At 61.3% G+C, this 16,015-nt stretch carries 11 protein-coding genes and 1 pseudogene; 2 read left to right on the top strand and 10 right to left on the bottom strand.

What is annotated here, in order from left to right; all coding sequences use genetic code 11:
- Positions 1-33: 33 nt before the first annotated feature.
- The 6 genes from FHT71_RS27025 to FHT71_RS27000 form a co-directional block, all read right to left on the bottom strand.
- Positions 34-1,623 (bottom strand): ABC transporter substrate-binding protein, encoded by a 1,590-nt coding sequence (locus FHT71_RS27025; RefSeq protein ID WP_132593617.1) that lies wholly within the window; start codon positions 1,621-1,623, stop codon positions 34-36.
- 119 nt (positions 1,624-1,742) lie between these two features.
- On the bottom strand, positions 1,743-2,525 hold the full coding sequence (locus tag FHT71_RS27020) for a carnitinyl-CoA dehydratase (RefSeq protein ID WP_132593615.1): 783 nt from the start codon (positions 2,523-2,525) through the stop codon (positions 1,743-1,745).
- A 6-nt stretch (positions 2,526-2,531) separates the two neighbouring features.
- Positions 2,532-4,586, bottom strand: coding sequence for an acetate--CoA ligase family protein (locus FHT71_RS27015; RefSeq protein ID WP_183722858.1), 2,055 nt, complete (start codon positions 4,584-4,586; stop codon positions 2,532-2,534).
- Between the two features lie 4 nt (positions 4,587-4,590).
- Complete coding sequence (locus FHT71_RS27010) at positions 4,591-5,751, bottom strand: acyl-CoA dehydrogenase family protein (RefSeq protein ID WP_183722856.1); 1,161 nt, start codon at positions 5,749-5,751, stop codon at positions 4,591-4,593.
- Between the two features lie 10 nt (positions 5,752-5,761).
- Positions 5,762-7,252, bottom strand: a complete 1,491-nt coding sequence (locus FHT71_RS27005) for a carnitine 3-dehydrogenase (RefSeq protein WP_183722854.1) — start codon at positions 7,250-7,252, stop codon at positions 5,762-5,764.
- Positions 7,253-7,259: 7 nt separating this feature from the next.
- Positions 7,260-8,162: a 3-keto-5-aminohexanoate cleavage protein gene (locus tag FHT71_RS27000; protein ID WP_132593607.1), complete on the bottom strand. Its 903-nt coding sequence runs from the start codon at positions 8,160-8,162 to the stop codon at positions 7,260-7,262.
- Between the two features lie 99 nt (positions 8,163-8,261).
- Here FHT71_RS27000 and FHT71_RS26995 point away from each other — a divergent pair, with 99 nt between their 5' ends.
- Positions 8,262-9,254: a GlxA family transcriptional regulator gene (locus FHT71_RS26995; protein WP_132593605.1), complete on the top strand. Its 993-nt coding sequence runs from the start codon at positions 8,262-8,264 to the stop codon at positions 9,252-9,254.
- On the opposite strand, the gene FHT71_RS26990 is transcribed toward FHT71_RS26995, so the two are convergent.
- Entirely contained in the window at positions 9,235-10,104 is an 870-nt protein-coding gene (locus tag FHT71_RS26990) for a LysR substrate-binding domain-containing protein (protein WP_132593603.1), read from the bottom strand. The genes FHT71_RS26995 and FHT71_RS26990 overlap by 20 nt on opposite strands.
- 111 nt (positions 10,105-10,215) lie before the next feature.
- On the opposite strand from FHT71_RS26990, the gene FHT71_RS26985 reads away from it, so the two are divergent.
- Entirely contained in the window at positions 10,216-11,121 is a 906-nt protein-coding gene (locus FHT71_RS26985; RefSeq protein ID WP_183722852.1) for a DMT family transporter, read from the top strand.
- A 145-nt stretch (positions 11,122-11,266) separates the two neighbouring features.
- On the opposite strand, the pseudogene purU reads toward FHT71_RS26985, so the two are convergent.
- The 3 genes and pseudogenes from purU to FHT71_RS26970 all read right to left on the bottom strand — a co-directional run.
- Positions 11,267-11,386 (bottom strand): annotated as a pseudogene (gene purU / locus FHT71_RS26980) (formyltetrahydrofolate deformylase); the annotation flags it as partial.
- Positions 11,387-11,483: 97 nt separating this feature from the next.
- Positions 11,484-14,642: a multidrug efflux RND transporter permease subunit gene (locus tag FHT71_RS26975; RefSeq protein WP_132593599.1), complete on the bottom strand. Its 3,159-nt coding sequence runs from the start codon at positions 14,640-14,642 to the stop codon at positions 11,484-11,486.
- Entirely contained in the window at positions 14,639-15,808 is a 1,170-nt protein-coding gene (locus FHT71_RS26970; RefSeq protein ID WP_183722850.1) for an efflux RND transporter periplasmic adaptor subunit, read from the bottom strand. The genes FHT71_RS26975 and FHT71_RS26970 overlap by 4 nt, the downstream gene beginning before the upstream one ends.
- Between the last annotated feature and the right edge of the window lie 207 nt (positions 15,809-16,015).

The raw sequence follows: 16,015 nt of genomic DNA, 5'->3' as shown, positions 1-16,015 counted from the left end.
GTTGGAGATCGGAGGGGCATGCGCCCCTTGCCATCAGGCGTCCAGCCAAACGCGGGTCGCGACGTAGCCGTTCGACATGTCGTTGCCGATATCGTGGACATAACCCTTCACCTGCTTGGTGGAGGCGTTCACGAAATCGTTGAACATCGGCAGGATCAACCCACCTTCGTCGCGCACCATCATTGCCATGGTGCGGTACATGTCCTTGCGCTTGGCTTCATCAAGTTCGCAGCGGGCCTGCAGCAAGAGCTTGTCGAAGTCAGGACGCTTGAAACGGGTGTCGTTCCAGTCCGCCGTCGAGAGATAGGCGGTGGAATACATCTGGTCCTGCGTCGGCCGGCCACCCCAATAGGAGGTCGAGAAGGGCTGGACGTTCCACACGTTGGTCCAGTAGCCGTCACCCGGCTCGCGCTTGACCTCGATCTCGATCCCGGCCTTCTTGCAGCTTTCCTGATAGAGGACGGCCGCATCGACAGCGCCGGGGAAGGCGACTTCGGAGGTGCGCAGAAGGACCGAGCCGCTATGGCCTGATTTCTTGTAGTGGAAGGCCGCCTTGTCGGGGTCGTAGGCGCGCTGCTCGATGCCCTCGGGGAACAGCGCATAGGTGGTGTTGATCGGGAAGTCATTGCCGACCTTGCCGTAGCCGCCGAGGATCTTCTGCACCATGGTCTCGCGGTCCACGGCGTATTTGAGTGCCAGGCGCAGGTCGTTGTTGTCGAACGGCGCCTTGTCGCAGTGCATGATGAAGACATAATGGCCGCGGCCAGCGGTCGAGAGTATCTCGACGTTGGGCGCGCGTTTCAGCAGGTTGACGGTCTTCGGGTCGACGCGGTTGATATAGTGCACCTGGCCGGACGACAGTGCCGCGATGCGGGCGGTGGCGTCGTTCATGCCGATGATCTCGATCGAATCGACATAACCGCGGTCAGTGCGCCAGTCGTCCTTGTTTTTCTCGAAGGTGGCCCGCACGCCGGGCTCGAAGCTCGTCAGCTTGTAGGGACCGGTGCCGATCGAGGCCAGCGGATCGTCGACGCCGCCATTCGGCTGGATGACCAGATGGTAGTCGGACAACAGCAGCGGCATGTCGGCGTTGCCTTCGCTGAGTGTCAGGACGAGATTGCCGCCATCGGCCTTGACCTCCTTGATCGAGCCGAGGACACCGAGTGCGCCGGATTCCGACTTCGCATCGGTATGGCGCTTGAGCGTCGCAACGACGTCGTCAATCGTCAGTTCCTTGCCATTGTGGAACTTGACGCCCTTGCGGATCTTGAAGGTCCAGGTCACTGCATCCTTCGACGGTTCCCAGGATTCGGCGAGCGCCGGCACGGCAGCGCCCGTCAGCGGATCGGATTCGACGAGCATGTCTCCCCAGCAGCGGCCGACGCAGAACATGAACTGCGACAGGAATTTCGCCGGATCCTTGGAATCGGTGGCCGCGCCACCTTCAAGGCCAAGCTTCAGGTGGCCGCCGCGCTTGGGTTCGGCGGCCTTGGCACTTTCGGTGAACAGCTTGTCGGCGACGGCAAGTGTGATGCCCGCTGCCATGGCGCGACCCATGAATTCACGGCGGCTGAGCCCGCCCGCGGTGACACGGCCTGCGAGATATTTGGTGTAGTCGTTCATTCCCCAGTTCCTTCTTTTATGGTGCGTTGACAGAACTTCCGGGCAGATCCGCAGGCGGTTTCCTCTCCGCCTCCGGTGCCCGCATCATGCGGGAAAATGCTGCGGTTGCCGCCGCCTCGTCATTGTCCTTTCCAAATGGGGTTTCGCTTCTCGGTGAAGGCGAGCGCGCCTTCCAATTGGTCTTCGCTCGCATAGAGCCTGTCGACCGTCGCAAACTGCCGCTTGGTGATCTTGTTCATGGCGGTCTGGAACGGCAAACCCTCTGCTTCGCGCACGATTTCCTTGATGGCGGCATAGACGAGCGGCGGACCGCTTTCGAGCAGTCGGGCAAGCTCCCATGCCCTCTCCATGAGCCGCTCGGCCGGCAAGACCTCGTTGACGAAACCCCAGCGATGCGCCTCGTCAACGTCGAGCCAGCGGCCCGTCAACAGCATGTCCATGGCGATGTGGTAAGGGATGCGCTTCGGCAGCTTGATCGACGCTGCATCGGCAACCGTACCCGAGCGGATTTCCGGCAGGGCGAAGGTCGCATGTTCGGTGGCAATGATCAGGTCGGCCGAAAGCGCGATCTCCAGCCCCCCACCGCAGCAGATGCCGTTGACCGCACAAATGACAGGCTTGTTGAGGTCGCGCAATTCCTGCAGCCCGCCAAAGCCGCCCACACCGTAGTCTCCGTCGACCGCATCACCGGCGGCGGCCGCCTTCAGGTCCCATCCGGCACAGAAAAACTTTTCGCCCGCGCCCGACACGATGGCGACGCGCAATGCCGGATCGTCGCGGAAATCTCGAAAGATCAACCCCAAGGCACGGCTGGTCGCAAGGTCGATGGCGTTCGCCTTCGGCCGGTCGATGACGACTTCGAGCACTCCGCCGTCGTTTCGTGTGCGAATGTGGTCGTTCAACCTATGCTACCTCCTCCGCCGTATCAGGGCATCAACGGCGGCAACGCCGCGCCCTTCGGGAAGAACCATCAATGGATTAATGTCGAGTTCCTCCAGGTGTGTTGCGTTCATTACGACATAATCTGCCGCTGCTGCGACAGCGGCGACCGCGGCTTCAAGGTCGCCTTTTGGCCGCCCGCGATAGCCAGAGATCAATTTTGCGAGTTTGAGCCTGGAAATCGCTGCGTGAATGTCCGTTTTCGTCGCCGGAAGCGGCAAGATGACGGAATCTTCAAGCAATTCGACGAAGATTCCGCCCGCACCGACGGTAAGCGACAATCCGAAAACAGGGTCGCGGATGGCGCCGACAATGAGCTCGGCGATCGGCGGATCGATCATCTTCTCGACGAGATAACCGGCATTCGGCGGCATGGCCGTTCCCGCATTCGATACCGCCTCACTATCGTTGAGGTTGAGTGCGACGGCCCCAGCCTCGGTCTTGTGCGCAATGCCGAGACCCTTCAACACGACCGGGAAACCGAGCCGTTCAGCCAGCTCAGCTGCTTCACCGGGAGAAGAGGCCGACAGCCCCTCGGGAACCGGAAGTCCGAAGGCGGCGAGTTCGGACTTCGCATCGGCCTCCGTCAGCGTCTCGATCTCTCCGGCTACCAAGGGCACATCGAGCAACGGCAGGGGAGGTGGCGCTTTCCAGGCCCGCCCTATGCCGGCTGCGACTTCCGCGGCGGCGATCGTTTCGTCGATGCCGCACAAGGCAACGATGCCGTTTGCCATCAGCCGTTCGGCTATCGGCTCCGGCATATTTTCCGGAAGGGTCGCGAGAAGGCCGGCAAGCGCACCGGTTGCGGCGGCGGCCGTCATGACCGCCTCAACGGTCATCGCCCATTCGGACGCATCGCAGCGGTCACCACGCGGGAAGTCGAGGACGACGAGATTAAGAGCATATCCACCTTCGAACATGGCGCTGAAGGCTTCGGTCTGGCGTGCGAAATCGCCCCACACAAAGGTATGGTAATCGAGTGGATTGGAAAGCGTCACCATCTCGCCCAAGACCCGCCGCAGCCGTGGCAATTGCTGCGGCTGCAACGCACCGAATTCCACGGCCCGGCCGACGGCGGCATCTGCCATCAGCGAAGCCTCGCCTCCCGAACAGCTCATCGACGAGATCGAATGGCCTGCGAGCGGGCCGGCGACATGCAGCAGCTTCAAGGTTTCCAAGAGCGCCGGCAAGCTCTGGACGCGGCCGAGGCCGAGGCGGGCGAGCACGGCATTCGCGACGGCATCACTGCCGGAAAGCGAGGCGGTGTGCGACACGGCCGCACGCTTTGCCTGCTCGGACTTGCCGACCTTGAGCACGACGACCGGCTTGCGTGAATGGCGGGCCATGGCGGCCAGGCGTTCGAGTGCAGCGAGATCGCCGAAGCCTTCGACATGAAGGCCGACCGCTGTGACGCGCGGATCGTCGATCAGCGCACAGGCAACATCGCAAAGCGATGTCTGCGCCTGGTTGCCGGCAGTGACCATATAGGCGATGGGCACGCCACGGGTCTGCATGGTGAGGTTGATGGCGATATTGGAGGACTGCGTGAGGATCGCGACGCCGCGTGCCATACGCCGCATGCCGTGCTGATCGGGCCATAGCAGCGCGCCGTCGAGACCGTTGATGAGCCCGTAGCAGTTTGGCCCGAGGATCGGCATGTCGCCGGCTGCTTCCAAAAGGGCCTGCTGCAGCTCGGCGCCGTCGCTAAGTTCCGCCGTCGCCTCGCTGAAGCCCGACGCATAACAGACCGCCCCGCCGGCGCCGGCCCGCGAAAGGCTGCGCACAATCTCGACGGTCAGCATCCTGTTGACGCCGACGAAGGCAGCGTCGGGTGCCGAAGGCAGATCGGATACCGAGCGATAGCAGGGCCGCCCGAGCACCTCGCCAAGCTTGGGATGGACGGGCCAGATCTCGCCGGCAAAACCCATGCGGTCGCACTGCTCGATCACTCTGCGCGCCTCGCGGCCGCCGAAAACGGCGATCGTTTGCGGTCTGAGCAGGCGGTCGAGCGGGCCAGGCGTCATCGGCTCACGCTCCTAAAGGTCTAAGCAGGTCGCGGCTGATGATGTGCCGCTGGATTTCTGAGGTGCCGTCCCAGATGCGCTCGACGCGTGCATCGCGCCAGAAGCGTGCAAGCGGCAGGTCGTCCATCAGGCCCATGCCGCCGAAGATCTGGATTGCCTCATCCGTCACGCGGCCCAGCATCTCGGAGGCATAGAGCTTGGCCGAGGCGATCTGGCGGTCTGCCGAAAGGCCGGCGTCGAGCCGCCAGGCGGCTGAAAGTGTCAGCCACTCGGCTGCGTCGATTTCGGTGATCATGTCGGCAAGCTTGAAGGAAACACCCTGATTGGCGCCGATCGGCTTGCCGAACTGCTTGCGCTCGGCGGCGTAGGACAGGGCCATGTCGAACACGCGTCGTGCCCGGCCGATGCAGGTGGCGGCAACCGTCAGCCGCGTGCCGTAAAGCCATTGATTGGCGATATCGAAGCCGCGATGTACTTCGCCGAGCACCTGGCCTGCGGGAATCCGGCAATCTTCGAAGCTCAGCGTGCAGTTGTGGTAGCCGCGATGCGAAACCGAATCATAGCCCTTGAGGATTTCAAACCCGGGCGTGCCGCGATCCACCAAGAAGGCAGTGATCTTCTTCTTGATGCCTTTTGGCGTGTCCTCCTCGCCCGTCGCGGCAAAGACGATCACGAAATCGGCGACGTCGGCATGCGAGATGAAATGTTTCGTGCCGTTCAGGACGAAATCGTCGCCGTTGCGGCGGGCGGCGCATTTCATCCCGCGCATGTCGGACCCGGCGTCCGGCTCGGTGATGGCAAGCGCGTCGATCTTCTCACCGCGTACCGCAGGCAGGAGATAACGCTCACGCTGCTCGCCCTCGCAGGCCATCAAGATGCCGCAGGGCCGGCCGAAGAAAACCGTCAGCCCCAGCGAGCCGCGCCCGAGCTCCCGCTCGACCAGCGTGAAGGTGGCATGGTCAAGGCCGGCGCCACCGATCTCCTCGGGGAAATTGCAGGCGTAAAAGCCGAGATCGATGCATTTGCGCTGGATCTCGCGTCCGAGCTCCGGCGGGACGATGCCGGTGCGCTCGACCTCGTTCTCATGCGGATAGATTTCGGATTCGACGAAGGCGCGGACCGTCTCGACGATCATTTCCTGTTCTTCGCTCAGTCCGAAATTCATGCCGATCCTCCTACCGTTTTTGGCCGACGTGACGGCCGACGCCTTCAGGCACCGTCAACGTCGCGTGCGCTTGCGCAATCACCTTCGCCTTGTCGTACACAGCGGCCGGTGCAGGGACAGCCTTGCCTGCTTTGGTGTCGACATGCAGCAACATGTGCTCGGCCGTGGCGAGAACCTCGTCCGTGGCCGTGCCGTAAAGGGTGTGGAAGACATGCAGCCGTTTCTCGTCGACAGACAGGATCTGGCAGGTCGAATGGATCGCCTGGCCGAGCTTTGCCTCGCCGAGATGGCGGATGTGGGTTTCCACTGTGTAGTAGCTCTGTCCCGCCTCGACATAGGCGAGATCGACGCCGATCAGGCGCAACAGCGCATCGGAGGTGTCGCCAAAAACCTGCAGGTAGCGGTGTTCGGTCATATGGCCGTTATAGTCGACCCAGGCAGGGCTGACTTTCGTTTCGACGAGCCTCAGCGGCTTCGACGGGTCAAAAGACACGGTTGCCCTGCCGCCTTGCGCCCAGAGCGATTGCTCGAAGTCCTTCAGCAGCTTGCCGGCGCCCCATCCCTTGCCGCCGTGGCCACCCTTGAGGGCTTGCAGGATGCCGACGAGATTTTCGTCGCGGATGCGTTCGAGCTCGCGGATCGAGAGGCCAGCCGCCTGTTCGTCGGATTGCCGGCCGATCTTTTCGATGAGAGCCTCGTCGAGATCGACGACATCGGTGAGCTTGGTCCAGGGCCAGGCGAGGCAGGGACCGAACTGGGCGAGGAAATGGCGCATCCCGGCCTCGCCGCCGGCGATGCGGTAGGTCTGGAACAGGCCCATCTGCGCCCAGCGCAGGCCGAAAGAATAGCGGATGACGTCATCGAGGGTCTCGACGGTGCAGATATCGTCATGGATGAGCCACAGGGCCTCGCGCCACAGCGCTTCGAGCAGCCGGTCGCCGACGAAGGCCTCGATTTCCTTGGCGATGTGGACGCCCTTCATGCCGATCGGCGGCAGGCTGTCCATCGCTGCGCGGATAGTCGCCGCTGAAGTCCTCTCGCCGCCGACGATTTCGACGAGTGGCAGCAGATAGACGGGGTTGTAGGGATGGGCGACGAAGAGGCGTTCGGGATGCGTCATGTCGCGCTGCAGATCGCTCGGCAGCAGGCCCGACGTGGAAGAGCCGATCAGAGCGTTGGGGCGCGCAGCCGCATCGATCTCAGTCAGGACGCCGCGCTTGAGGTCGAGCCTTTCCGGCACGCTTTCCTGAATCCAGTCGGCGTCGGCGACAGCTTCCTCCAAAGTCTTGCAGAAGTTGAGCCTGCCGCGCGGCGGCAAGGGTGCCCCGGTCAGCATGGCATAGGCTTTTTCGGCATTGGCGATTACTTCGCCGACGATGCGGCCCGCTTCCGGATGCGGGTCGAACACATTCACGTCGATGCCGGCCAGCAGGAACCGTGCGATCCATCCGCCGCCGATGACGCCGCCACCGATACAAGCCGCCTTATTGATCCCTGCCATCCCGTCCTCAGCGCTTCGTCAGTTTGAGTTTCTTGCGGACGTCGTCCGGACCGATGATCCGCGCGCCCATGCCTTCGACGACCTGCACGGCCTTTTCGACGAGCTGCGCATTGGTGGCGAGCTGGCCCTTGCCGACGAAGAGATTGTCCTCGAGCCCGACGCGCACATTGCCGCCCGCCAGCACGGCCGCCGCCGGATAGGCCATGGCGTTGCGGCCGATCGAAAAGGCCGAAAAGGTCCAGCTCTCCGGTACGTTGTTGACCATCGCCATGAAGGTATTGAGATCATCGGGCGCGCCCCAAGGAATTCCCATGCACAGCTGGATCAGTACCGGATCTTCGATCAGGCCTTCCTCGGCAAGCTGCCTGGCAAACCAGAGATGACCGGTGTCGAAGGCCTCGATCTCGGGTCGCACGCCAAGATCCGTCATCTTCTTGGCCATGGCCCGCAGCATGGCCGGCGTGTTGGTCATGACATAGTCGCCGAGGTTGAAATTCATCGTGCCGCAGTCGAGCGTGCAGATTTCCGGCAGGCATTCGGCGACATGGCTGACGCGCTCGCTGGCGCCCGCCATATCAGTGCCTTTCGCATTGAGGGGAAGGGGGGCTTCGACATCCCCGAAGATCAGGTCCCCGCCCATACCGGCGGTGAGATTGAGGACGACGTCGATATCCGCCGAGCGGATGCGGTCGGTGACCTCCTTGTAAAGGTCGTTGCGACGGCTGGCCGCACCCGTTTGCGGATCGCGGACGTGGCAGTGAACGACCGCAGCACCAGCCTTGGCCGCGTCGATGGCGGATTCGGCGATCTGCTTGGGAGTGATCGGCACGTGACTGGATCTGGAAACTGTATCGCCGGCGCCGGTAACAGCGCAGGTGATGAAAACATCGCGGTTCATCGCAAGAGGCATATTGTCGTTCTCCCCGTCTTGTCCGCATTACGCGGCAGGATGAATGAAGATGCTTTGCAATTTCGGAAGCGATCGATACATTGTCAGAATTAAAGGGAGGTGGCTTTGCTGCAGCGATCGACGGAACGGCTCGATATTGACCTTCTCGTCCTGCCGGATACGAACCTGATCCTGATCGCGTCGGTCATCGAGCCGCTGCGCGGCGCCAATCGCATTTCCGGCAGCGAGCTCTATCGCTGGCGGCTCCTGACGCCAGACGGTGCGCCGGTCCCGACCACCAGCCATATCGCCGTGCCCGCCCAAGGGGCCTTCCGGGCGACGAGCGAGGATGCGCCGCTTTTCGTGCTTGCCAGTTACAATTGGCGTCGAAGCGCGACGCCGGCGCTCAAGATGCAGCTCTCCCAGGCTGCCCGCTACCGCAAGGTGATTGCCGGCATCGAGTCCGGCACATGGCTGCTGGCCGAGGCAAGCCTACTCGACGGACTGCCGGCGACCGTCCACTGGGAGGACTACGAGGATTTTGCGCTGGCCTATCCGCAGGTGAGGGCGGTGAAGGATCGTTTCGTCATCGACGGCAAGCGGCTGACGACATCAGGTTCGCTTCCGACCGTGGATCTGATGCTGGAGGTGATCAGGCAACGGCAGGGTTATTCGCTGGCACTCGAGGTCAGCCGGCTGTTCCGTTACGAGCAGCCTTCCTTCCATGCCGACGAACAGCTTTCCGCAGCCTCGGCAGGGCTGCGCATGCATGATCCCCGCGTGGCACAGGCAGTGCGGCTGATGGAGGAGCATATCGAGCAGCCTCTCATTCTGGCGCGGTTGGCCCGCAAGGTGGGCATCAGCGCTAGGCATCTGCAGGATCTTTTCCAGCAGAACATCGGCGCGCCGCCGCATGTGCACTATCTCGCCCTGCGTTTGAATGCGGCCCGCCGCAAGGTAATTGAGACGACAGCCTCCTTCGCCGATATCGCCGCGGCGACCGGTTTCAACTCGGCCTCGGCCTTTGCGAGAAGCTACCGGACGAGTTTTTCCGAGAGCCCATCCGAGACCCGGCGCCGATTGCGCCGCCGTATCACGTCATCGCCGACATAGGCTGGAACGCGTCCCGTACCATTTCGGCCAGTTCCCGGACGGCCTCACTGGAGCGAAAAGTGCTCCGGCGGAGCACGACCTTGGAGGAATCGACCGGCGGGAAACCGTCTTCGGCGGTCAGCTCCCGGCAGCCGGGCGGAATGTTGCTGCGGGAAAGCGTGGTGACGGCGAGGCCAGCCGTCACGGCGTTTTTCAACCCCGAGCCGGTATCGGCGATGAATGCAATCCGGTAGTTGCGGCCCAGCTGCTCCAGCGACCGCAGCGCAAAATCGCGCGACCAGATGGAGTTGCGATAGGTTGCAACAGGCAGGGGATCGATGTCATGCAGCCGGTGGACCATGGATGTGACCCAGACGGTCGGATCGATGCAGAGAACCTCGCCGTTCGTCTGGTCGCTCCAGTCGAAAACGACGGCCAGATCGAGCTCGTCGCGCTCCAGGGCGGCAATGTTGCGGACCGTATAGTCGCAGGACACGGTGACCTCGACGGCCGGGTGGCGTACGGCGAAAGCCGCAAGTGCCGCCGGTAGCACCGTCTGGCTGTATTCCTCGGGAATTCCGATGCGAACCGGCCCATCCAGCGGTTTGCTGCGGATCGTCGCGGCAGCCTCGCTCAACAGGTCAATGATCCTGCGGGCATAAGGCACAAGCTGTATGCCCTGGCGCGTCATCAGGACGCCGCGAGCGCCCCGTTCAAACAGAGTTTCGCCGATCGTCTCCTCGAGCCTCTTGATCTGGGTGCTGACGGCCGACTGTGTCCGCCCAATGCGCTGGGCAGCCGCGGAGAAATTGGACGTCTCTGCGACGACTAGAAAAGTTCTGAGTAAGTCGCTCTCGATTGGCTCGTGCATGAGTAGCCATAGAAAAAATCGATGATAGCTATCTCAACTATTCGTTTGTCTAATGTCAACTCCTGGCGCAGAAAAGAACGGCGTTCGACTTCCTTCTTTGAGAATATCTGCGTGACCATAGAAAATCCGGCCAGACGCCTCGCAGGCAGCGAGCATGGGAAGGGTGTGCTTCTCATCGTTGCCGCGACGCTTGCCTGGAGCGCGAGCGGTGTCTATTCGCGGCTCCTGACCACCGACGTATGGACAGCGATCGCCTGGCGGTCGTTGTTCGGCGGACTGTTCCTGCTGATCCCCTGTCTTTTCCTCGAAGGGGGTATCTCACGGCGGCAATGGCGTTCCGTCTTCCATCCGTCCGGTCTTGCCATGATCGCATGCCAGACTTTCAGTCAGGGATGCTTCATCGGGGCGCTTTACATGACCACCGTCGCCAATGTGACGATGATCTATGCGACGACGCCCTTCATCGCAGCCCTACTCGGCTGGCTCATCCTCAAGGAGAGGGTTGCCAGACGGACGCTGATTGCCGGCGGCATCTCGTTCTTCGGCGTCGCGGTCATCGTCGCCTCGTCGATTGGCGGCGGCACGGGTTGGGGCGATCTGCTGGCGCTCGGCATGACTGCGTCCTTCGCGCTCGTCATCGTCATCCCCCGCATCGATCCCGACGTGCCGAGCCTGCCGCCGACCGTCGTCAGCGCTTTCCTGACCCTCGTCATTTTTGCTCCGTTCGGTTCAGTGAGCTCGCTCGATCTGCACAACTGGATCGTTCTTGCCGCCTTCGGCGCGACCAATTTCTCCCTCGCGCTGGTGCTCTTCCTTGCCGGGGCAAAGCGGATGGCGCCGGCGGAAGCGGCGCTCATCGGCACGATGGAAATCGTGCTCACCCCCTTCTGGGTCTGGCTGTTGTTTTCCGAACAGCCGCCCGTCGCCACCTATTTCGGCGGCGCGATCATTCTTAGTGCCGTGTTCTGGCACACGACAATCGACGTCAATCGCAGCCGGCGACCGCATTGCGCCTAGAACAGGATAACAGCCAAACAGCCGCCCATTTTCACGCCGGCGGCCATCAAACCTGTCCGGACGGTCGGCAAGCCATTGCTTCTGCTCTCAACAGGGTTGAGCAGCGACGTGAAGGTCGTCGCAATGTTGTGATGCCTGTAGGCTTTTATCCCATGCGCTCCGATGCGTAGCTCCCTGGGCTCGGCGGGAACACGACGCTACGATTGCCGTTCAAGATGACGCGGTGATGGATGTGCGCATGGATCGCACGCGCAAACACCCAGGTGCTGGCAATGACAATGAAGCGACAAACCAGCCCGCAAGCAGGCCTGTTGCGCGCAACCGTTGTTACCTGCAAAACACCGTTGCTTTTGAGCCGTCATCTACTCAGGAGCTATGGCAGTCGGAGGTCCGCTGGCCTCGTCGCGGCCGTGGCCGAAAATTCGACGTTTGACAGCCTCTCTGACGGTTTGGACGAGGATATACAGAAGTGGGATAACCAGGAGGCCGACGACAGTGCCAACGAGTAGTCCTCCCAGGACCGTCGTACCGATTGCCTGCCGGCTGGCTGCTCCCGCGCCCGTGGCGACGACCAAAGGCACAACGCCAAGCACGGACGCCATCGCAGTCATCAAGACGGGTCTAAAGCGCTGTGCCGTTCCCGCGGTGGCTGCTTCCATGATGCTGAGGCCTCCTTCGCGGCGTTCCTTGGCAAATTCCACGATGAGGATCGCATTTTTCGCAGCAAGCCCGATAAGCAGCAACAGGCCGATTTGCGCGTAGATATTGAGATCGATGCCACCGATCACGAGACCGCCCAACGCTCCGACAACGGCCACCGTCACCGACAGCATCACCGCCAGCGGCACGCTCCAGCTTTCATATTGAGCGACGAGGAAAAGGTAGGTGAAGAGGATCCCCATGATGAGGATGATTGCTGTCTGATTGCCTGCCTGCCGCTCCTGCAGCGCCAAGCCGGTCCACTCGTAGCCGAAGCCGGGGGGCAATTTTTCCACCGCGAGCGTTTCCATGGTCTCCAGCGCATCGCCGGTGCTGGAGCCGGCCGCTGCCTGGCCGTTGATCGCAGCCGACGGGAAGAGATTGTAGCGGTTGACCGAGTTCGGACCGTAGACGGTCGAAATCGAAAGCAGTGCCTGCAGCGGAACGAGATTGCCGGACTGACCTTGCACCCGCAATCGCTGAATATCTTCAATTCGGGTTCGGAAACTGGGCTCGTCCTGAATGCGTACCTGGTACACCCGCGAGAAGATGTTGAAGTCGTCGACATATGACGATCCGAGGTGGGATTGAAGCGTGCTGAAAATCGTTGCTGGCGAAACGCCGAAAAGTTCGGCGCGCTTCCTGTCGATATCGAGATAGATTTGTGGCGTATCAGCAGAAAAAGTGCTGAATACGCTGGCCGTCTTCCCCGTCTGGTTTGCCGCTACGATCAGACCGCGCATCACTTCGGCCAGTTCCTCCTGACTTTGCCCTTCGCGCGCCTGAAGACGGAAGTCAAACCCCCCCGTCGTACCGAGGCCGGGTATCGCCGGTGGATTGAACGGTACAACCGACGCGGTCGAAATCGTTGCGAATTCAGCGCGTAGTCGGTCTATCAGTGCAAAGACGCTTTGATCGCTCTCCCGCTCATTCCAAGGGCGCAATGCCGCGATGACCATTCCCGAGTTGGAGCCCCCGCCACCCACCATGCTTGAGCCGGCGATTCCGATCGTATTTGCAACGCCAGGGGTTCGCTGAAGCACGGAGCTGACCGTTGCAATTGTCTGCTGCGTTCTTTCCAGGGATGCCCCGCTTGGCAATTGCACGTTCATGAAGAGATAGCCCTGGTCCTCGGCAGGAACGAATCCAGTCGGCAAGACACGATAAAAGCCGTAAATGCCGCCGAGAACGGCTACAAGGAGCAAGGCAGCTAGAACCAGCCTGCGGGAAAAAACCTCCAGCAAGTTCAGATAAAAGCGTCGTGACGCATCCAGCCCCTTGTTCACCTTGCTGAAAAGTCGTGACGGGCTGTGTCGCGCGGGCCGGAGCATGAGAACGCATAAGGCCGGGCTCAACGTTAACGCATTGATCGTTGAGAAAGTGATCGTGACCAGAATCGTGACGGCAAATTGACGGTAGAGCTCACCGGTTATGCCGGCAAGAAAGGCCACCGGAATGAAAAGGGCGGCCAAGACCAGCGTGGTGGCGACGATCGGACCCGTCACCTCGTTCATGGTGCGCAAGGTCGCTTCCCGTACGCCAACGCGGGCTTCGCTCATCACGCGCTGAACATTCTCCGCAACGATGATTGCATCGTCCACCACGAGACTGATGGCGAGTATCATCGCAAACAGGGTGATGGTGTTGGCCGAATATCCCATGAGGTAGAGCACGGCGAAGCCGCCTACCAGCGAAACGGGTATGGTCAATGTGGGGATTACTGTCGCGCGCCAGTCTTGTAGGAAGATAAAGACCACGGCGACGACGAGGGCAAAGGTAATGGCAAGCGTGACGAGAATTTCTTCGATCGTCTGTCGAACGAAAGCGGTCGTATCGAAAACCACCGTATACGCGACGTCGTCGGGAAACTGCTTCGATAATGTCTCCAATTCTTTGAGGACAGCGGCGGACACGGCCAGGGCGTTGGCATCTGACGATTGATAGACGACCACCGTCGCACTGGGCTGCCCGTTCAAGGTGGAGGCAGTGTCATATGATTGTGCGCCGAGTTCTACTCGGGCAACGTCGCGGATGCGTACGATCGCGCCATCCCGGTTCGTACGAACGATGATGTCGCCGAACTCGGTTTCGCTCGCAAGCCGTCCTCGGGCCATAACGGTCAACTGCATTTGCTGGCCTGCTACCAACGGCGGTGATCCGAGCTGCCCGGCTGATGCCTGAGCGTTCTGAGCCTGAATGGCCGCAGTCAGATCGGCGGCCGTTACTGCGAGGGCCTGCATGCGGTCAGGGTTCATCCACACGCGCATGCTATAGGTGGGGCCGAAAACGCTCGCTTCTCCGACGCCGGGGAGCCGGGCGATAGCGTCTCGGATGTTTATCGTCGCGTAGTTGCTGATGAAGATTTCGTCTTTCGTACCCCTCGGCGAGTAGATCGCGAAACCGAGAAGCATGCTCGACGAACGGCTTCTCACAGACACACCGGTCTGGGTCACCGCAGCCGGAAGTCGCGGCGTTGCCATGGCCACCCGATTCTGAACGTTGACCTGGGCGATTGCAGGGTCTGTCCCCGCGGCAAATGTCACCGTCAGACTGTATGTGCCATTGTTGGTGCTGGACGACGACATGTAGAGCATGTCTTCGACGCCGTTCACCTGGTCCTCGATCGGCGCTCCCACGCTGTCCGTCATGACGCTGGCATTGGCACCGGGATAGCTGGCAGTTACCTGCACCTCCGGCGGTGTAATCTGAGGGAATTGAGCGACCGGTATCAGGAGAAGGGAGACGGCGCCCGCGATCATCATGACGATCGCAATGACCATCGCGAACCTTGATCTGGCAAGGAAGGGTCCGGATATATTCATTGCTGTGTACCAGCTTGGGGCGCGACGGAGGACGGCGAGGCTACGATGCCTTCCGGAGCCACCGGCGTGACATTCACGACCGCTCCCTCGGAGACGTTCTGCAGTCCCTCCACGATGAGGTTCTCGCCCCCTTTCAGTCCTTCGTCCACAGCCCAGTTTCCGTCGACCTGCTTTGAGACTTTTATGCGCTGGAGCGTAACCTGCTTCTTCTGATCGACAAGCAGGACGAATTTGCCCCCGCGGTCTTGCTGGACAGCGCCTAACGGGACAACCGGGCGCATCTTCCGTTCCGCCTCCGATATGATGACTGTCACGAACTGGCCTGGAACGAGCAGGTGCTCTGGATTGCTAAACAGTGCTCGAATTGCCAGTGTGCCCGTTGTCTCGTCGATTTCGTTTCCGAAAAACTCGATCTTGCCCGGCTCACTGTATTGCTGGCCATTGGACAGACGTAAGGTGGGCTCATACTTCCTGGCCAGATCGTCTTTGCCTATGCCGCCCGCGGCAGCCCGCAGGTCAAGGATCGACCGGTCGCTGATGGAGAATACGACGCGGATCGGGTCCATTTCGACGACGCGTGCGAGTATCGGTGAACTGCCGCTTACGAAGCTTCCAATTGACAACTCTGCTGCCCCGATGCGTCCCTCGATCGGGGAGGTTATTCGACTATAGCTGAGGTTTAGCTCTGCTTGCCCTACTCGTGCCTGCGCCGACAAGACGTTCGCTTGAGCCGTTTCCACCGCAGTTTGGCTCTCCTCCAGCGTGGCGCGCGAGACGGTCTGTGAGCTCAATGACTGATTTCGTTCGAGCCGTCGTTGCGCATCGGCCAAGGTTGCTTGCGCGCTGGCAAGCGAGGCCTGGGCGTCTCCAAGCGAGATTTCGAGCGATCGCTTGTCGATGAGGAAAAGATCCTGATCCTTCCTTACAACCTGGCCTTCGTCGAAAAGCCGCTTGTCGAGGAAGCCTTCGATCCGTGAGCGGATGTCTACCGCGTCCACCGCTTCGACACGTCCGACGAATTCATGCTTTGCAGAGACATCCTCAATCTGAACGCTCGCTATCCCGACGGTTGGCACCGTCTGCCCCAAGGCGCCTTGAGGCGCTGACATCCACGCAACGAGGAGTACGCTCAGATAGGCCGGTGAAACTCGACGTGGCACTTTCATCGATCAGTCTCCAACGAACACGAGGAAGTCTATCAATTCAAGGCATCGCGAACTGCAGGTCAGCGGCGGCCGCAAATGCTACCAATAGTCGTGACAATCGGCAATGCTTGGCAAGATTTTCGCTCTGAGGTGAGCCCAAGAGCCTCCGCTCGGCCGCAATGGCCTGATCCGGCGCTCCTCGGGCGCTATCGTCCAATTTGCTCAACC

The sequence above is a fragment of the Rhizobium sp. BK060 genome, assembly GCF_014193145.1.
Taxonomy (GTDB): Bacteria; Pseudomonadota; Alphaproteobacteria; order Rhizobiales; family Rhizobiaceae; genus Rhizobium.
This window is presented reverse-complemented; position numbering and strand designations above follow the sequence as displayed.

Excerpts from the sequence above, each read along its gene's own strand:
- FHT71_RS27010 (WP_183722856.1), bottom strand. The coding sequence starts at position 5,751 with ATGAATTTCGGACTGAGCGAAGAACAGGAAATGATCGTCGAGACGGTC.
- FHT71_RS27005 (WP_183722854.1), bottom strand. The coding sequence starts at position 7,252 with ATGGCAGGGATCAATAAGGCGGCTTGTATCGGTGGCGGCGTCATCGGC.
- FHT71_RS27025 (WP_132593617.1), bottom strand. The coding sequence starts at position 1,623 with ATGAACGACTACACCAAATATCTCGCAGGCCGTGTCACCGCGGGCGGG.
- FHT71_RS26975 (WP_132593599.1), bottom strand. The coding sequence starts at position 14,642 with ATGAATATATCCGGACCCTTCCTTGCCAGATCAAGGTTCGCGATGGTC.
- FHT71_RS27000 (WP_132593607.1), bottom strand. The coding sequence starts at position 8,162 with ATGCCTCTTGCGATGAACCGCGATGTTTTCATCACCTGCGCTGTTACC.
- FHT71_RS27015 (WP_183722858.1), bottom strand. The coding sequence starts at position 4,586 with ATGACGCCTGGCCCGCTCGACCGCCTGCTCAGACCGCAAACGATCGCC.
- FHT71_RS26970 (WP_183722850.1), bottom strand. The coding sequence starts at position 15,808 with ATGAAAGTGCCACGTCGAGTTTCACCGGCCTATCTGAGCGTACTCCTC.
- FHT71_RS26990 (WP_132593603.1), bottom strand. The coding sequence starts at position 10,104 with ATGCACGAGCCAATCGAGAGCGACTTACTCAGAACTTTTCTAGTCGTC.